Origin of the sequence: Paenibacillus sp. FSL K6-2859, assembly GCF_038008265.1 — a bacterium.
Classification (GTDB): domain Bacteria; phylum Bacillota; class Bacilli; order Paenibacillales; family Paenibacillaceae; genus Paenibacillus_AQ; species Paenibacillus_AQ nitricinens.
This window is the reverse complement of record NZ_JBBOYU010000001.1, coordinates 4,655,456-4,674,430: the sequence shown is the minus strand read 5'-3', so window position 1 is coordinate 4,674,430 and position 18,975 is coordinate 4,655,456. Positions and strand designations below refer to the sequence as shown.

General features: G+C 44.2%; 14 protein-coding genes. 12 read left to right on the top strand and 2 right to left on the bottom strand.

Going from position 1 to position 18,975, the window contains the following annotated elements:
- Positions 1–171 precede the first annotated feature (171 nt).
- The 11 genes from MHB64_RS20915 (at position 172) to MHB64_RS20865 (ending at position 16,106) form a co-directional block, all read left to right on the top strand.
- A complete protein-coding gene (locus MHB64_RS20915) occupies positions 172–1,248 on the top strand; it encodes a galactose ABC transporter substrate-binding protein (RefSeq protein ID WP_094872599.1) in 1,077 nt (358 codons plus the stop codon).
- A 145-nt stretch (positions 1,249–1,393) separates the two neighbouring features.
- Entirely contained in the window at positions 1,394–2,905 is a 1,512-nt protein-coding gene (locus MHB64_RS20910; RefSeq protein ID WP_341135306.1) for a sugar ABC transporter ATP-binding protein, read from the top strand.
- A gap of 52 nt (positions 2,906–2,957) precedes the next feature.
- On the top strand, positions 2,958–3,965 hold the full coding sequence (mglC, locus tag MHB64_RS20905; protein ID WP_094872601.1) for a galactose/methyl galactoside ABC transporter permease MglC: 1,008 nt from the start codon (positions 2,958–2,960) through the stop codon (positions 3,963–3,965).
- A gap of 602 nt (positions 3,966–4,567) precedes the next feature.
- Positions 4,568–6,532, top strand: a complete 1,965-nt coding sequence (locus MHB64_RS20900; RefSeq protein WP_341135305.1) for a WG repeat-containing protein — start codon at positions 4,568–4,570, stop codon at positions 6,530–6,532.
- Positions 6,533–6,789: 257 nt separating this feature from the next.
- Positions 6,790–7,545: a CAP domain-containing protein gene (locus MHB64_RS20895; protein WP_341135304.1), complete on the top strand. Its 756-nt coding sequence runs from the start codon at positions 6,790–6,792 to the stop codon at positions 7,543–7,545.
- 248 nt (positions 7,546–7,793) lie between these two features.
- On the top strand, positions 7,794–8,630 hold the full coding sequence (locus tag MHB64_RS20890) for a GDSL-type esterase/lipase family protein (protein ID WP_341135303.1): 837 nt from the start codon (positions 7,794–7,796) through the stop codon (positions 8,628–8,630).
- A gap of 64 nt (positions 8,631–8,694) precedes the next feature.
- Positions 8,695–9,675, top strand: coding sequence for an ABC transporter ATP-binding protein (locus MHB64_RS20885; protein WP_094874813.1), 981 nt, complete (start codon positions 8,695–8,697; stop codon positions 9,673–9,675).
- The gene (locus MHB64_RS20880; RefSeq protein WP_094879024.1) at positions 9,668–10,657 is read left to right on the top strand and encodes an ABC transporter permease; all 990 of its coding nucleotides are present in this window, start codon (positions 9,668–9,670) and stop codon (positions 10,655–10,657) included. Before MHB64_RS20885 ends, MHB64_RS20880 begins: the two co-directional genes overlap by 8 nt.
- Positions 10,658–10,825: 168 nt before the next feature.
- Positions 10,826–12,808, top strand: coding sequence for a DNA topoisomerase IV subunit B (parE, locus tag MHB64_RS20875; protein ID WP_042190046.1), 1,983 nt, complete (start codon positions 10,826–10,828; stop codon positions 12,806–12,808).
- 253 nt (positions 12,809–13,061) lie between these two features.
- Positions 13,062–15,503, top strand: coding sequence for a DNA gyrase subunit A (gyrA, locus tag MHB64_RS20870; protein WP_094870246.1), 2,442 nt, complete (start codon positions 13,062–13,064; stop codon positions 15,501–15,503).
- A gap of 171 nt (positions 15,504–15,674) precedes the next feature.
- A complete protein-coding gene (locus MHB64_RS20865; protein ID WP_094870245.1) occupies positions 15,675–16,106 on the top strand; it encodes a MarR family winged helix-turn-helix transcriptional regulator in 432 nt (143 codons plus the stop codon).
- Between the two features lie 107 nt (positions 16,107–16,213).
- Here MHB64_RS20865 and MHB64_RS20860 read toward each other — a convergent pair whose 3' ends face one another.
- Together MHB64_RS20860 and MHB64_RS20855 are read right to left on the bottom strand one after the other, a co-directional pair.
- On the bottom strand, positions 16,214–16,960 hold the full coding sequence (locus tag MHB64_RS20860) for an RluA family pseudouridine synthase (RefSeq protein ID WP_280786560.1): 747 nt from the start codon (positions 16,958–16,960) through the stop codon (positions 16,214–16,216).
- Between the two features lie 3 nt (positions 16,961–16,963).
- Positions 16,964–17,827, bottom strand: a complete 864-nt coding sequence (locus MHB64_RS20855) for a class I SAM-dependent methyltransferase (RefSeq protein WP_042190039.1) — start codon at positions 17,825–17,827, stop codon at positions 16,964–16,966.
- 228 nt (positions 17,828–18,055) lie between these two features.
- Between MHB64_RS20855 and MHB64_RS20850 the strand changes: the two genes are divergently transcribed.
- Positions 18,056–18,916 carry a helix-turn-helix domain-containing protein gene (locus tag MHB64_RS20850; RefSeq protein ID WP_341135302.1) on the top strand — a complete coding sequence of 287 codons (861 nt, stop codon included), beginning with the start codon at positions 18,056–18,058 and terminating at the stop codon, positions 18,914–18,916.
- The last annotated feature ends 59 nt before the right edge of the window (positions 18,917–18,975 follow it).

Here is an 18,975-nt window from a genome sequence, read left to right as displayed (position 1 = left end):
TAAATTTTAAATGAAAATCATCCTTATATTTCTTCTTGGGTTCATTAGAATTTTTATAGTAATGAGTAGGATTTTATATTCGCAAGCGTTTTCAGGTGTTGCATAATATGGATGTACCCGAGACGATCAGGGGCAAATAAAAAAGAAGTATAAATAGGAGGTCAATGAATAATGAAAAAAATCACTTCCGTTCTATTAGCTAGTGCTTTGCTGGGTGCTGCTCTGACAGGCTGTGGTGGCAACAACAAAACTACAGATAGTGCTGCAGACAAGGCAACTAACGCTCCAAAGACTGAGAACTCGGGCACTACAACAGAAACGCCTAAAGTTGGGGTCGCCATTTACAAATTTGACGATACTTTTATGACAGGTGTTCGTAACGCTATCGATAGTGCTGCTAAAGGCATCGCTACAGTAGATATCGTAGATAGCCAAAATTCACAACCAACACAAAATGATAAGGTTGACTTATTCATCACTAAAAAATATAACGGAATGCTGATTAACCCAGTTGACCGTACAGCTGCTGGCGTCATTATCGAAAAAGCAAAAACAGCAAACATTCCAGTGGTATTCCTTAACCGCGAACCGCTTCCTGAAGATATGAAGAAATGGGATAAGGTTTATTATGTAGGTGCGAAAGCAGAAGAGTCTGGTACAATGTCCGGCCAACTGATTGTTGACTACTGGAAAGCGCATCCTGAAGCGGACAAGAACGGCGACGGAGTTCTCCAATATGTAATGCTGAAAGGCGAACCAGGACACCAAGATGCTGAGCTTCGTACTACTTACTCTATTCAAGCTATCGAAGATGCAGGAATCAAGGTGGAGAAACTGGCTGAAGATACAGCAATGTGGGATCGCGTAAAAGGACAAGAAAAAATGGCTGCATTCCTTGGCTCCCACGGCGACAAAATTGAAGCTGTTCTTGCTAACAACGATGATATGGCCCTCGGTGCAATCGAAGCTCTGAAAGCTTCAGGTTACTTTACAGGTGACAAATTTATGCCGGTAGTAGGTGTGGATGCAACTGCTCCTGCGATTCAAGCGCTGGAAGATGGAACAATGCTTGGAACGGTGCTGAATGATGCGAATAACCAAGGTAAGGCTGCTATCACAGTTGCCGCTCTGCTTGCTAAAGGCGAAACGCCTACGAAAGATAATGTAGGTTTTGATATTACTGATAACCAATACGTATGGATTTCCTACAAAAAGATTACGAAAGACAACATAGCTGACGCTAAGTAATTAACCTCGGCTACAGAGTTACTCATGATCATATGACAGCACGGGGAGCGGATAACCGCTCCTCGGTATTTCTTTTAGGCAGGGAACAGGATGGAACCGCTGTGCCTCTCATAAAAAAGAAAAAAAGCGTAGGGGGCGTAACAACATGGAAAAAGCTGAGTTTTTGCTGGAAATGAACAATATTACGAAAGAATTCCCCGGCGTCAAAGCGCTGGATGATGTTAGTTTAAAGGTCAGACCGGGTTCGGTGCATGCCCTTATGGGCGAGAATGGTGCAGGTAAGTCTACACTTATGAAATGTCTCTTTGGTATTTATTCACCGGATGCCGGTGAGATCTTTTTGGATGGCGAGAAGGCATCCATCAGCAGTTCAAATGATGCGTTAAAAAGCGGTATATCGATGATTCACCAGGAGCTGCATCCCGTGCCGTTCCGAAGTGTTATGGAGAATATCTGGCTAGGACGTTTTCCAACGAAGGGAATCGGCCCCATTCAGTTTATCGACCATAAGAAAATGTTCACTGACACGGAAAATTTGTTTAAAGATCTGGATATCGATCTGAATCCCGAAACATTAGTGGGTAAGCTTTCCGTATCCAAAATCCAATCCATTGAAATTGCGAAGGCTGTCTCTTTTCACTCCCGAGTTATTGTAATGGATGAACCCACTTCTTCCCTAACCAGTGTGGAGGTGGAACATTTATTCCGGATCATACGGGATCTCAGAAGTAGAGGCGTAGCTATTATCTATATATCTCACAAAATGGAAGAGATTCTTGCCATCTCTGATGAAGTTACTATTATGCGTGACGGTAAAAAAATCGGAACCTGGCCAGCAGCGGAATTAACTACAGATATTATCATTTCCAAAATGGTGGGCCGCGATTTGACTAGCCGTTTCCCTGAGCGCTTCAACGTACCTGGTGAAGTATACATGAAGGTGGAAGGCTTAACCTCCCCTGAGGAAAGATCATTTAAAGATGTGTCTTTCGAATTAAGACGTGGAGAGGTCCTTGGTATTGGGGGTCTGGTAGGTGCCCAGAGAACTGAGGTCATTGAGGCGTTGTTCGGTCTGCGAGCCTTGAAATCCGGAACGATCTCTATTAAAGGCAAGGAGGTTACTATCAATTCTCCGAAGGATGCTAAGAAACACGGAATGGCTTTGCTTACCGAAGAACGTCGTGTAACAGGTATTTTCCCAGTTTTATCTGTCCATGAGAATGGTGCGATTGCTAATCTACATCGTTACCAAAAACCGTACCTCCTGCTGAATAGCAAGAAGAAAAAAGTTGAAGTAGATAAAATGATTGAAAAATTACGAACTAAAACACCTACAACCAAAACGCTAATCATGAATCTTTCTGGTGGTAATCAGCAAAAGGTGCTGCTCGCCAGATGGTTGCTTACTGAGCCCGAAATCCTGCTTCTGGACGAGCCGACTCGCGGTATCGACGTAGGGGCTAAATTCGAGATTTACTCCATAATTGCTGACTTGGCTCAGCAAGGGAAGAGTATCATTATGATCTCCTCTGAAATGCCGGAGCTGCTCGGAATGTCTGACCGTGTAATGGTCATGTCGGAAGGACGGCTTACAGGAATATTAGAAGGCGAGCAAGCTACGGAAACCGAAGTTATGCGTCTCGCTGCACAGCATTAAGGAGTAAGGATAGGAGAATATGCTTGCGTAATTTTAAGGGGGATCACTACAAATGAACGTAAAAAAAGCTCAATCCTTTGTGACTCAAAACGCGATTTACATCGTGCTGGTACTGCTGATTATGGGGATCATCATATACGATCCAAACTTTATGTCCATCAACACCTTGCGTGACGTACTGATTCAGTCGTCTACACGCGTTATCATCGCGCTTGGGGTTGCCTTTATCCTTATTACGGCAGGTACTGACTTGTCCGCCGGACGGGTGGTTGGTTTTACGGCGGTTATCTCCGCTTCGATGCTGCAAATCCCAGACTATTCCCGTCGTTTTTTTCCAGATCTTCCGCAAGTGGAAGTAATCCTTCCTATAGCAATTGCTATCATTGCTGGTCTTCTCTGTGGACTTATCAATGGTATTGTCGTTTCCAAGCTTCACGTTCCGCCATTTATAGCTACCCTGGGTACAATGCTCATCGTGTACGGGCTGAACTCCCTGTACTTCGATATGGACCCGAACCAATCCCAGCCAATCGGCGGTCTGCGTCCTGATTTTACCAAAATCGGGTCCGGCTTCATCGGGAGCGGCAAATATTCAGTACCATACATTGTTCTCATAGCCCTGGCGGTCGCCGCCATTGTTTGGGTGGTATTCAATAAAACCAAGCTGGGTAAGAACATGTACGCTATTGGCGGAAATATGCAGGCGGCTAAAGTATCCGGTATCGATGTTTCCAAGAACCTGATTTATATCTATGCTATTGCTGGTGCGCTATATGGTCTGGCAGGCGTTCTGGAAGCTGCTAGAACAGGTGGAGCAACTAATAACTACGGTAACATGTATGAACTTGATGCCATTGCAGCTTGTGTAGTCGGTGGCGTATCTACAACCGGGGGCATTGGTACTGTGCCGGGTGTTCTAGTGGGGGTTATCATCTTTACTCTCATTAACTACGGTCTGACCTTTATCGGCATTAGCCCGTACTATCAGTTAATTATCAAAGGTTTGATCATTATAGCCGCAGTCGCATTTGATATGCGGAAGTACTCTTCGAAGAAGTAGTCATGGTCGCGGGGTGATTAAGGGCTAACTCCGGGAAATATTGGGCTTACGATCGCTGTTATTCTCAGATTCCTTGATTGATACCGCGTTAGCGGCTGGAATCTGAGAACAAAGGTGACCCATTTGTTTCTACAGCTCCAAAGTTCCTCTCTGTTCTCATTATCACCTCGCTGGGGTAAGACAGAAGAAGCGTTTGCTAGTTACCGCAAACGCTTTTTGGCATGTCTCTTTCAATGGCTTTGCACTGTCACAACCAATATCGCTACAACAACATCGCACAAACATTATCGCCTACTGCCGCCGATAGTCCTACCCCGACTTCCACGGTTAAGACCAACCTATATTATACGCAGACACTGCACTCGTTTTTGTTTGAAATGTAGTAAATGAACGGTATCAATCCCGGATAATCGACTGAATTGAGCTAAATGAAGTGTAATAGTTTTTGTTCCCGCCTAATACCCACCGTGCAACCAGTATCGACACATCTAACTCGCTTGATGCGTTTTCAACTTCATCAACATCTAAAAGATCAAAATCACATAAATCAACATTCTCCCATATTCTATAGGCAAATGCCTTTGTTAAAGGGGAGCGACTGGATGTTAAGGATTAGATTGAATGAGCTGGGGAAAGGGAATGACAATGGTCCGTTGCAAGCGGATGTATGGAGATGGGACGGCATTGGCTGGAACGAATATATTACGCAGCAAGAAGAAGATTTCATACGTACAGAAGAGGAGCTGTTCGTTACGATCCCAGCAGAGGCAGGATTATATCGTGTAGACTACTCTAATAAGCCTTATGAGACGCCGTATGTATTACCGGAGTGGGTTGACGACGAATTAAGAAATACTGGGCTGCATCCGGCGCCCTTTAATCTTAAAGAGGGTACGCTTTGGGGATATATTAACGACGAAGGTCGTGTTCAGATTGAACCTAGATACGAATATGCTGAGGATTTTCAGAAAAATGGGCTAGCAATTGTACAACGAAAAAACAGTAGCGGACTGATCGACAGCTCTGGACGGGAGCGGGTGAAGCCCATTTACTCGTTTATTGCCCCTTTTTCGGAAGGACGCGCAGTAGTATCAGATGCGAAAGGGTACACATTTATTGATGAAAAAGGTAAAGAGGTGACTCCAGCCCGTTATGATTATCTAAACTCATTACATGAGGGACTTGCATTATTTTCGAAACAAAACACAACGGGTGGTCAATCCCTATACGGGTATGTAGATGCGCAAGGCAAAGAGGTTTTGCCTGCAATTTATTTGGATGCCAATGATTTCATGAATGGTGTGGCTTTAGTCAAGATTAAAGAGGGGGAGTACGCACTCATTGATCCTGAAGGGAAGATTCTGCATACGTACAATCATCCATTCGTAGGGAGTCCGGGTGATGGGCTGCTCTCCTATCAAGCGACTGAGAACGGTAAGTACGGTTACTTAAACACTGATGGAACAGTAGCTATTCAGCCACAATTCACTTCTGCCTTACCTTTTTCGGAGGGGCGTGCAGTGGTGAACACCGCGGAGAACTATGGCAACGCCTATGGGCTGATTGATAAACAAGGAAAAATGATCATCCCTGCGAAATATTATGAAGTCCTGCAGCTTGGTGAGGGCAGAGCAGCCATAGGAACACCAATATTCCCTAGTCAACCTTATCGAGGCTCACGGTACGTTATCGCTGATGCAGAGACAGGAGCGATTCTGAGCAATCATACCCTGCTTGGTGTGAATAATTATCAGGACGGACTGGCGTCTGTGTATGATGCTAAGGAGACTTTTTTTATAGATCGAACTGGAAAAAGAGCAGCTCAGCCTCCAGTTATTCAAGGGACGGGAACACTTACCCTCAGTGGGCGCCTAATTAGAGCAGATATAGATCAACGTACAGCATATTATGATCGTCAAGGGAAACAGATTTGGAGGCAAAATGGAGTCATCCCACTGAGACCGCCATATTCCGTAGTAGAGAAGAAGTACAAACCGAACAGGGATTATCTGGTTTACTATCCGGTTGTTGAGGGAATTGCAAGTGCGGAAGTTTCTAGAGAGGTTAATGATAAATTACGGAAGCTTTCGCTAGTTGAAGACCCAGGTAGTAATGGAGCAACACAGGATTTCAGTTACAATGGTGATTTTTCAGTGTCCTTTTTCCGCAAAAACCTTCTAGTGCTGGAATTAACGGGTTATCGATATCCTTTTGGAGCAGCCCACGGTATGCCTACCAAAATCTATACCCATACTAATTTGCGAAATGGAAGGTTCTATAAGCTGGGTGATCTGTTCAAGCCAGGAAGCAGATATGTGGAGAAGCTAAGTAAAATCGTCGGAAAGCAGATTGAGAATGACCCTCAATACTCTTATGTTTTTCCGGATACGTATAAAGGAATTACCTCGGATCAGCCTTTCTTTGTAGATAATGAAGCGTTGTATCTTTATTTTGCTCCTTATGAGATTGCTCCTTATGTTGCGGGTTTTCCCACTTTCCGTATTCCATACGCAGAAATTATGGGACTTATCTCTACTGAGGGAGACTTTTGGCAGTCGTTTCACTAGTTACCTCATATCCATTAGCACTTAGAAGTTGCTATTCTCTCGAGAATGGCGACTTTTTTTGTTTTTTATCGTGAAAATCTAATGCATTCAGACTCAGAAAACTTACAGTCAAGACTATTAAATGTTAAAAATTAGAAGAGCACAGCTGATAGAATTATGCTACAATGACTGAGGAACAAATTACAACTTTGTAACATTTGTAGCTGGTCACTCTAAGCAGAAACATATATTACACACAAGAAAGAGGAGATGGCAGAATGAAGAACAAGAGATTAAGAGCAATTATTGGTGGTAGTGTAGCAGCTGTTATGGCCCTTAGTATTTCACTTCCACTCGAAGCGAATGCGGCCTCAACTGAAGTAACAGTAATTAAATCAGGTACTAGCTATGAGCAAGTTTTACAATATCTAAAACAAGCCAAACTACAGGGATTCCCTATTTTTAATAGCACAATCGTGGTGTCCAAGCCTCAAACAGGAACGGTTCCAAATAAAGATACATCTACCGCAACTCCGGTTACTAAGCCTTCGGATACGACTACTGTAACTAAGCCTGTAACTAAACCTTCGGATACGACTACTGTAACTAAGCCTGTAACTAAACCTACAGAAACTACACCTAGTACAGGTGCTGCGAGCAATAAAGGAACTTATGTTCAACAGATCGTAACGCTGGTAAATAAAGAGCGTGCAGCAGCTGGTCTGAAACCTGTTTCTGGATTGGACAGCCTTCATAAAGTAGCAGCTACAAAAGCTACGGATATGCGTACTAATAACTATTTTTCACATACTTCACCTACGTATGGTTCACCATTCGATATGATGAAATCCTTTGGGATCACGTATAACGCCGCAGGCGAGAACATTGCTATGGGTCAAAAAACACCAGAAGAAGTAATGAAAGCATGGATGAATAGTCCTGGTCATAAAGCTAATATTTTGAATGCTAATTTCAATTATATCGGTGTAGGTTATGACAATAACTATTGGGTTCAAGAATTTATTGGTAAATAATTGAAAATATCATTACTGAAATCAACGTTCTCCGATGAAAATCGGGGGACGTTTTTTTGTGCCCAAACTTTAATCGCTGAATTTTTTTGAGAATTTTCGTATTCATATTTGGGTTAAATAAGCGGAGCAGCTGGATTTATTTCTGTTCTAGACATTTGCAAAACCGGTATGGAAGATTTATGTTTATGTACATAGTTAAGATCTTTGTAAATTGTGGAACAATACATAATAGAACGGCACACGGAGGGATGGCTTTGAATGATTCAAAGTGGACATGGCGCAGCGTTAGCCTGATTTCCATAGTAACAACCATAATTCTAATTGTAGGTTTAGTTTATGCGGTCAGAGACATTATCTATCCGGTTGGAGAAGCCGCAGACACCAACATACCTCAACAAACAGCTGCTCCAGCGGCGGAAGCTGACAAGAAGCTCAAAGTTGTTGCTCTCGGAGATTCGCTAACCAAGGGAACTGGTGATAACACCGGGGAAGGATTTGTTAAGCGTACAGTTAGTGGTTTATCTGCTAAAGGTGTTGAGGTTGATTTTTTAGGGAATATGGGGATTAATGGTTTAACTACTGCAGGACTGCTAAGCAAGCTGGAAGAAGATGGTGTAGATTACGCGCTGCATATGGCGAATGTCATTCTGCTCTCGATCGGAGGGAATGATTTATTCAAGGACTCCAATATTTTGCAGAATAGTGGCGCACTTCAAAGTGAATCCACGACCGATCAAGAGCTGACTCCAGAGTCTTTGCTAGCAGCCCTTCCAGAAGCAGTAGGAAGATTAGGTAAGATTCTGCAGAAAATCACGGAAATCAATCCAAATGCTCAAATTTATTATATGGGTCTATACAACCCCTTTGGTGATATACCAGATCTGCTTGTACCAGGTAATCAGGCGGTTGCGAAGTGGAATAATGCGGCAATGGATGTTATTAATAAGCACAGCAATATGACATTGGTTCCAACCTTCGACTTGTTTAACAAGCATTTGGACAAATACTTATCAACGGATCATTTTCATCCCAATGGGGATGGCTATCAGCGAATCGGAGAGCGATTCATTCAGGCTATACACTAGAACACAATTGAGAGCCAGCTTTCTAAGAAAGATGATTTGTGTTTAACAAGGAGCTAAAGAGAATATGACAAAAGCGAACAGTGATGAATCCAGTCCGGTCGTCTTGTCTGTAGACGGGGTACGGAAAAAAATAGGGCGAAAGTGGATTATAGATGATGTTACGTTTGATGTGAGAAAAGGAGAAATTTTTGGCTTCCTCGGACCCAATGGAGCTGGAAAGACAACTACGATTCGAATGCTTGTCGATTTGATTCGTCCAAGCGAGGGCAAGATTACGGTATGTGGTTACAATGTAAACCGAAATCCGGAAAAAGCGTTGCAATTTGTTGGCTCTATCGTGGAGAACCCTGAGGTATATACCTATTTGACGGGATGGGAGAATTTACAGCATTTTGCCCGGATGCAGCCTGGTATTGATAATACTCGCATTAGTGAAGTGGTAGATATCGTACGGTTAGATCAACGAATCCATGATAAGGTAAGTACATATTCGCTTGGGATGAGGCAGCGACTTGGTATAGCGCAGGCTCTTCTGGGACATCCGCGTCTGCTTATTCTGGACGAGCCAACAAATGGCTTAGATCCAAAGGGAATTAAGGAGCTGCGAGAATTTATACGCAAGCTAGCAGATGAGGGGTTGGCGGTATTTGTATCGAGTCATTTACTTAGTGAAATCCAGCTTCTCTGCGACCGTGTTGCGATTATTAGTAAAGGGCGAGTACTTGCAGTGGGTTCGGTAGATGAGCTTATTGCCCGAAATTCGCCGTATGTACTTTGGGAGCTAGAGCCTTTTGCTGAAGCTAGGACATTACTGGCTGATCGCCCAGATATTCAGATTCAGAATCTGGAAGACGTTACCTTGGATGATTCAATAATTGCAGGTATGGGCCCGAATTCTTTAATCACAATTATGGAGCAGGATTTGATCCCCGAGATTGTGGCTGTTATGGTGACTGCTGAAATCGAAGTTAGGGCTGTGCATAAAATCAATCCGACACTGGAACAGCTATTCTTGAAACTAACGGAGGGTGAGAACGTTGAATAATATGCTTCCGCTAATCCGTAATGAATGTTTAAAAATCATAAAAAAGAAACGGTTTTATGTTATACTGCTGATTCTGATTGTTCTGGTGCCTATGTTCACCTACGCGCAAATGCGATCTGCTGAGCGTAGCCGAGATAAATTCAACTCCGATTGGCGCCTGGAGATCCAGCAGCAGATCATTGATAATCAAAATTCTTTGGGTAGCGACCGGATTCCAGAGGAATGGAAGACTTATCGGCGAATATTTGTACAGCAGCTTCAATATTACCTTCACCATGATGTGAATCCGAACGAGCCAAGTGGCGTTACCTTTACCCGTGAGTTTATGGATAATTCCGTTACTTTATTTATTCCACTACTCATTATGGCTGTAGCTTCGGATTTAGTTTCTGCGGAGCGGACTACAGGGACGATCAAAATGCTGCTGACAAGGCCAGTTAAGCGTTGGAAAGTTTTGTTTAGCAAAATGGCGGCACTGCTTATGTTTGTCTCACTCATCGTACTCTCCACATTTGTGATCAGCTATTTGATCTCTGGTCTCGCTTTTGGATATAAGGGCTTCAATATCCCTGTTTTTACAGGCTTTAAGATCAGTGGGGACTCGGTAGATATGTCTACTGTACATGCAATACCACAGTGGAAATATATGCTTATGCAAGGTGGATTGGTCTGGTTCGTAAGCGTTGTAGTTGCCCTGCTTGCTTTTATGATCTCTGTACTTGTAAGGAGCACTGCTGCTAGTATAGTGGTCATGATGGCAGCGCTGATCGCTGGAAATATTTTGACCAATATGGCTTCAGCCTGGACAACAGCGAAATATTTATTTATGGTAAATCTTGGACTGACCGGCTATTTGTCAGGAACTCCCGCCCCTATAGAGGGGATGTCCTTGTCATTTTCCATGGCTGTACTGGCAGTATGGGGGGCTGTTTCGGTGATCATTTCATTCGCCGTCTTTACGAAAAGGGATATTTTGAATTAGAATGTACAAAGTGACGAAAACGTTTGTTTGCATTTTTAGAAATATAAGAACGTATAAGTTTTGCACCTATACTTTATATCTTATGTTTCTCGCTAAAAGGCTTACCGTCCTTATAAGGACGCCAAAGGCGCTAATGCTTTAGTATAGAGAAAAGAAGGAGGAGCATGAATGCTCGAACAGATCGATATGTTTGCTGAAGTTTCTAATAACGGCGAGAATAGCCGTACTGGATACGATGCTGACGACATTCAAGTGCTCGAAGGTCTGGTTGCAGTGCGCAAACGACCTGGCATGTATATCGGCAGTACAAGTTCTTCGGGACTACATCATCTAGTATGGGAAATTGTAGATAATGCTGTGGATGAGCATTTAGCCAAGTATTGTACGAAGATTGACTTACTACTTCGCAAAGATGGCTCAGTAACAGTGACAGACAACGGCCGTGGAATTCCAACTGGAATGCATAAGACAGGAGTGCCAACGCCGCAGGTTGTATTTACAATTTTGCATGCAGGCGGTAAATTCGGTGGATCTGGTTACAAGAAATCAGGCGGTTTGCATGGCGTAGGGGCTTCAGTAACGAATGCTTTGTCTGAATGGCTTGAAGTAGAGATTTATCGTGAGGGCAAAATCCATCGTCAACGTTTTGAATATTGGGTGGACAAGAAGGGGAAAGAGCATGTTGGCGAGCCGGTAACGGGCCTTGAAATCTTAGGCAACACCAACAAAACCGGTTCGAAAATTACTTTTAAACCGGATATTCGCGTCTTTCCAAATGGAATTGCCCTGAATTATGACACGCTGGCAGAGCGGGTACAGGAGATTGCCTTTCTGAATTCCGGTCTGCGTATTACGCTGCATGATGAGCGGAGTAATCGTCAGGACGAGTTCTTTTACGAGGGTGGAGCAAGCCAATTTGTGCAATTCCTGAATGAGGGCAAGGATGTTCTGCATGACGTTATTCACTTCAGCGCAGAAAAAGACGATATCGAAGTGGAGGTAGCTCTTCAGTACAATGGGGGCTATACGGAAACCTTGGCTTCTTTCGTTAACTCCATTCCTACTCGTAGCGGGGGTACTCATGAGACGGGCTTTAAAACTGCGTATACTCGTGTGTTAAATGACTATGCCCGCCGTACACAGTTGCTTAAAGAAAAGGATAAGAATTTAGAAGGAAATGATTTGCGCGAAGGTATGATGGCTGTCATTAGTGTTAAAATGTCCGAGGTTGAGTTTGTTGGACAGACGAAGGATCAGCTCGGAAGTGCTTCTGCCCGTAGTGCAGTAGACTATATCGTATCTGAGAATATGGCTCGTTTCCTGGAAGAAAACCCACAGGTAGCACAGAGTCTTTTGAAAAAATCAATTCAGGCTTCGAAGGCTCGGGAAGCGGCTCGCAAAGCCCGCGATGAGATTCGTACAGGTAAGAAACGTAGCGAGAGCTCGAATCTTGGTGGGAAATTGTCACCTGCGCAGTCCAAGGACGTTACACGTACTGAGCTGTTCATCGTAGAAGGTGATTCAGCCGGTGGCTCAGCGAAGCAAGGCCGTGATTCAAAGATTCAGGCGATCTTGCCGCTAAAAGGGAAACCTATGAATCCGGAAAAAGCCAAGCTGCTGGATATCCTGAAGAACGATGAATATAAAGCAATCATTTCCACGATTGGTGCAGGAATTGGCCCGGATTTTACTGTCGAAGACAGCAATTATTCCAAAATTATCATTATGACCGATGCGGATACAGATGGAGCGCATATTCAGGTGCTGCTGCTGACATTTTTCTATCGTTATATGAAGCCGTTAATAGATGCCGGAAAGGTTTTTATCGCCCAGCCTCCGCTTTATAAGCTGACCCGCAAAACGGGCAAGCTGGAGACCGTAAGATATGCATGGAGTGACGAAGAATTGCAAAATTATTTAAAGGAATTCGGCAAAAACTTCGAGCTTCAGCGATATAAAGGATTGGGTGAGATGAACCCTGATCAGCTGTGGGAAACAACGATGAATCCAGAATCGCGTACACTGCTTCAAGTGCAGATTGAGGATGCGGCTAAGGCTGAGCGTCGTGTTTCTACACTGATGGGTGATAAGGTCGATCCTCGTAAACGTTGGATTGTTGAAAATGTCGATTTCACTGAAATTGTAGAGTAGCTGCAGTTAGTAGTGCTGCAAGTGACGATAATCCCGATTTTCTAAAAGCTTGGTGATTCTTGGAACGTAGGGGAATTTTGGAACTGTAGGAGCGATAGCGTCCGCCTTTGTCTCCTGATTTTATCCGCATTAGCGGTATAATCAAAGAAATCTGGAGACAACAGCGGCTGGAAGTCCAAGAATCCCAGGAGTGTTCATGAGAAGCACCATACTATTATAAAACGGGCAGTTTGAGGAACAGAAGGTGAGCAAAGTGAGTAGTTTATCAGAACAATTTTTGCCGGCTTTTCTGGAAGAGGTCGTCGGTGACCGCTTTGGTCGGTATTCCAAATATATTATTCAGGACCGGGCGATTCCCGATGTCCGCGATGGACTTAAGCCTGTACAGCGCCGGATTCTTTATGCGATGTACGATTCTGGCAACACGCCTGACAAGCCGTACCGCAAGTCAGCCAAAACCGTCGGGGATGTAATGGGTAATTACCATCCACATGGTGACTCCTCGATTTACGATGGTATGGTTCGTATGGCACAGCCATGGAAGATGGGGCATGTTCTTGTTGACGGTCATGGCAACTGGGGCTCGATGGACGATGACCCAGCTGCGGCAATGCGTTATACGGAAGCACGCTTATCTCCGATTGCAATGGAGATGATGCGTGATATCGAGAAGCGGACGGTGCTGTTTAAGGACAACTTTGACAATACAGCCAAAGAGCCTGTAGTTGTTCCTTCCAGGTATCCGAATCTACTCGTAAATGGCACGAGTGGGATTTCCGCAGGCTTTGCCACTGAGATTCCGCCACATAATCTACGGGAGGTTATTGATGCTTGTATCGCAGTGATGCAGAAGCCGGATATTGAACTAGAAGATATCATGACCTTTATGAAAGGTCCGGATTTCCCTACAGGCGGCACTATTATGGGCGGAGATGGCATCATGGATGCTTACCGTACTGGTAAAGGCCGTATTTATTTACGCTCCAAGACTGAGATTGAAAATATGCGTGGCGGCAAGCAACAAATCGTGATTACGGAAGTTCCATTCCAGATTGTAAAATCACGACTAGTTACCTCCATGGAGAATATTCGATTAGAGAAGAAGATCGATGGCATTGCTGAAGTTCGTGATGAGAGTGGACGAGAAGGACTTCGGATTGTAGTGGAGCTCAAGAAAGAAGCGGATGCCCAAGGCGTTTTGGCATATCTGCTCAAAAAAACCGATCTTCAAATTACCTATAACTTCAATATGGTGGCGATCGTCAACAAGGCTCCGCAACAGCTTGGCCTTAAAGCCATCCTGGAGGCCTATATCGCGCATCAGCGTGAAGTAGTGACTCACCGCACCCAATTTGATCTGGAACGCGCAGAAGACCGTGCTCATGTCTTAGAGGGCTTGGTTAAGGCACTGAATATTCTTGATGAGGTCATCGCTGCCATCAAAGCATCGAAGAACCGTCAGGACGCTCAGAACAATCTCGTGTGGATGTTCGGGTTCAGTGAACGTCAAGCGGATTCTATTCTTACCTTACAATTGTATCGTCTGACGAATTTGGAGATTACTTCACTCCAAAAAGAATTGGATGAAATGATGGTCAAGATTACACATCTGCGTGGCATATTGGAAAGTGACAAGAAGCTCGTAGCTGTAATCCGTAAGGAATTGCTGGAGATCCGCGATAAATACGGGATCGATCGCCGTTCGCTCATCCAAGGCGAAGTTGAGGAGCTTAAGGTTAGCCTTGAAGCGCTGGTCAACGCAGAGGATGTGCTAGTAGCACTTTCCGCAGACGGTTATATTAAGCGTACAAGTATGCTTTCCTTTACCCGCTCTGGTGGGGAACGTCATACTTCAGGCGTTAAAGAAGGCGATCATATCGTTAAGCTGCTCGATGTGAATACCCGTGACAGTCTGCTGGTATTTACGCGCAAGGGGCAGTACTTCTTACTTCCGGTTCACCAGATTCCAGAGTTTAAATGGAAAGAACCTGGTACTGCGATTGTTAACGTTATCGGGTTGTCTAAAGGGGATGGAATCATTAGCGTGATTCCGGTCAATAATCTTGATGATCCGCAGCAAAGCCTTGTGTTTATCACCCGCAGAGGTCAGGTTAAGCGTACAGAGCTCAAGGAATACTCTACAAGCCGCTCTGGAGCCGTAGCAGCCTGTAAGGTAGCAGACGGTGATGAGATCATTACAGTCGTTACTAGTACGAATGACAAGGACATTGTACTAGTGACTCGTGAAGGAATGAGTATTAGATTCCATGAGAATGAAGTTAATCCTATGGGCCGTGTTGCATCCGGTGTAAGAGGCATTCAGCTTCGTGAGGGCGATGAGGTGATTTCTTGCTTCTGGGTCAGTGAAGATGAAGGTGAGATCCTTTCTATCTCCGATATCGGATATGCGAAACGTTCATTACTAGTGGATTATCCATCTCAAAGCCGCGGTGGCAAAGGGATGCCAACCTTTGAATTTAAGGAAGGCAAGCGAGTACGGCCAAATGGCAGTAAATTGGCAGGGGCTTTCTATTGCAGAGAGCCGCTGGAACTTAATGCAATTACACGGGAGAATGCACATCACACGTTCTCTTCTGAATCTGCACCACTTGGAGAGCGTCGTTCTACAGGCAAACAGATTGTCCCTGTGGAGAAAAAGGATGAGATTGTTAATCTTTTCCCAGCAGTGAAGTAAACAAGCCAAGGCACGTAGTCAATTCTTCTTGAGAATTGACTACGTGCCTTTTTTTAATTTTCTCGCTTATCAGTTATGAAGATTTATTTTTCTTCTTTTGCAGGAAATGGAATTTGTTTCGCGAAAATGTAGTTATACCGGATAGAACCGCAAGGAAAGGAAGGAATCAGTGTGCACGCTTCTGAATTCAGTAAAATTTGGCATAAAATTTTAAAAGATTACAAACTACATATGGACAGTAATCTTGCCCCATCGCTAACGGATGCCCAACTCACAGTACTTGAACTGCTTCAGGAACGTGATGCCATGAAGCCTTCTGATCTGGCTCCACATCTGGCGACCAGTCCTGCAGCGGTTACTATGTTACTTGATCGGATGGAGAAAAATGGGCTTATCATTCGGGAGAGAGATGCTGCGGATCGCCGTATTGTATGGGTGAGTATAACGGAAATTGGAACGCAGGAGACTGCACGTGGTTTGAAGATCCGCAGTGATTTTTTTGCAGAAGCGCTTGATCCGATATCCTCTCATAACCAACAGCTACTACTCTATTTAATGGGCAAAATGGTTGTTACAACAACACCGGAAGGTTCTACACCATGAATAATCGGGGTGACAAGGGCCGGAGAAATAGATTGAGGTACAAGCTTGCGATGACAAGCTATTAAAAAAGTACAACAACACTTATTTTTAAAAAAGAAGGCCATCCATTAACGGATAGCCTTCTTTTGTAATTCCTTGGACCATAAATCCCAAGGATGGGTTTGCGGGGGCAGGGAAATAAGTTCTACTTCTTCTTTAGTAACAGGGTGGGGAAAGCCTACAAGTGCAGACCACAGTGCAATTTGCTGTCCAGGTCTGTTCACCGAAGCCCCATACTTCTGATCACCGTATAATGGGCAGCCGATGGAGCTGAGCTGCACTCGAATTTGATGGGAACGACCGGTGAGTAAATCGATCTTGAGCAGGCTGTAACCCTCAGCGCTGCCAAGTACTGTGTAATCCAGAATGGCTTCCTTACCGCCGGGGGTTCCTTTACGGACGACAGTGACGGTATTGCTCTTGGCGTCTTTAAGCAGTGTATCGGTAAGACGGCCATGAGATGCTGGTGGTTTACCGTGCACGACCGTTAAGTACACCTTATGAAAGCTGTGAGTTCTGACACACTCGGATAGTCTTGATGCTGCTTTTGATGTCTTGGCAAAGATCATTGCACCCCCAACTGGACGATCCAGGCGGTGGACTAGCCCCATATAGACGTTGCCAGGCTTGTTGAAGCGTTCCTTCACATCTTCTTTGAGCAGATTGAGCAGATCAGGATCTCCAGTAGCATCCTCCTGAACAGGAATATTCACGGGCTTCACTATGCCTAGAAGATGATTATCTTCGTATAACACTTCAAAGCGCTTCGATATTCCGTCCAGCGGCTCGTTGCTGCCAGATAAATGCTGTGTCATGGCTTACGCCTCCCAGCGTCCCAGAATACCGCATGGCAGGTTCATGCCGGAGGAAGTGATCGGAAGACCGATTTCACCGGAGGTGAGCTTCCCGCCATAACGTTTACCCATGGTCATCGACAACATATTACGTAGGACCGTTGGAGAAATCCCAGTGGTGTATGAATTGATTAGCATAAACAAAGGTTTGTCGCTCATGATTTGCATACAGCTCTCAAGGAAAGGATATAAGCTGGACTCCAGCTTCCACATTTCTCCGCCAGGCCCTCTTCCATAGGAAGGCGGGTCCATGATAATCGCATCATACTTACTACCACGACGTTGTTCACGTTGTACGAATTTGAATACGTCATCCGTGATGTAGCGAACTGGACGCTCGCCTAGGCCGGACAGCTGGACATTTTCTTTTGCCCATTGCACCATTCCTTTGGCTGCATCCACGTGAACAACCGAAGCGCCGGCACTTGCTGCGGCTACAGTAGCTCCACCTGTGTAAGCAAATAGATTTAGTACTGAGATCGGACGGTTAGCAGCCGCAATCTTGTCCATCATCCAGCTCCAGTTGGCCGCTTGTTCAGGGAATAACCCTGTATGTTTAAAATTCGTAGGACGCAAATGGAATTTTAATTTTCCGTAACTAATTTTCCAATCATCCGGAATTGTTTTCTTCATTTCCCATTGTCCACCACCCGCTGAGGAACGGTGATAATGACCGTGTACATCACGCCATTTCGCTGTCTCATTGGAGAGTGGCCAAATAATTTGTGGATCCGGACGGCGCAGGATGATGTCACCCCAACGTTCAAGCTTCTCTCCACCGCCAGTGTCAATTACTTCATAGTCTTTCCAGTCGCTAGCTATATACATTTTTTAATCCATCCTTCAAAAATTCATTTAGCCTTTATTGTACATCATTTCACCATATAGCTACAAACAAAATAAGCACAAGCCCAACACTCTGCTTATTTTATCCAATGAAGATAATGTGTATAATATTTCCATGCTCACAGCTATTATTCTGGCAGATCAAGCAATGATTGTGTATGATCAGATACCAGAGTCTTTACAATATTTATGATCGGAGAATAGCAGCTTATGTTCAATCTCGCACCTCTATATTTCCCGATAACTGCAAATCCAGCACAAACTAGTGAATTTCTACCTAGTCGAGCTTTGCAGCCATATATTCGCTGTTTCTGGGGCTCTGTTACACCGCGTATTTCTACAGAGGCATCCGTTCACGTAGTGGACAAGGCATCTGGTTACAAAATTCGAATGGAAACCATTATTCCAGATACATGCATGGACATTATTTGGAATCTGAATGAATCGACAGGCTTAACAACTACCGTTTTTTCCGGCATCAATGATGCTCCTTTTGAAGTCCCTTCAGACAGGGGGAAGGGTATGATCTCAACCTTTGGTATCCGATTTCATTTCTGGGCCGTTCATTTTTTTGCAGATGACCATCTCCGGGATGTCCTGAATGCATTTGTAGATGTGGACCAGTACTTTTGTACTTTTAAAAAAGAGCTAGGACTTCTGCTGGAACAAGCAAATTCTATGAATGAAAGGATAGCAGCAGCTGAGGCATATCTTTTTCAGCGTCTTGAGCGTGGAGGACGGACTAATGATCGGATGATGAATGCAATTTATACCCTAATTAAACAAAAGGGTGTGGTAACAGCTGAGGATTTGGAAACCAGCTCTAATCTAAGCAGACGCCAACTCGAAAGACTTTTTCAAGAATACGTAGGTGTATCCCCTAAAAAAACAGCTGACCTTGTGCGATTTCAGAATGTATGGCGGGAAATGTATCAACTGCCTGTGCAGACGAAGAATATTCAGGATCTTATTTTTACTTATGGATTCAGCCATCAGCCTCATTTTATAAACAGTTTTAAAAAATATGCAGGAAGAACACCACTTGAGGCTTTAGTCTATGCGGGCAGATAAATGTCGCATTTTTGCAATACAAAGGATGCTAGCCTTGTTAAACTCAAGTAAGAAATGGA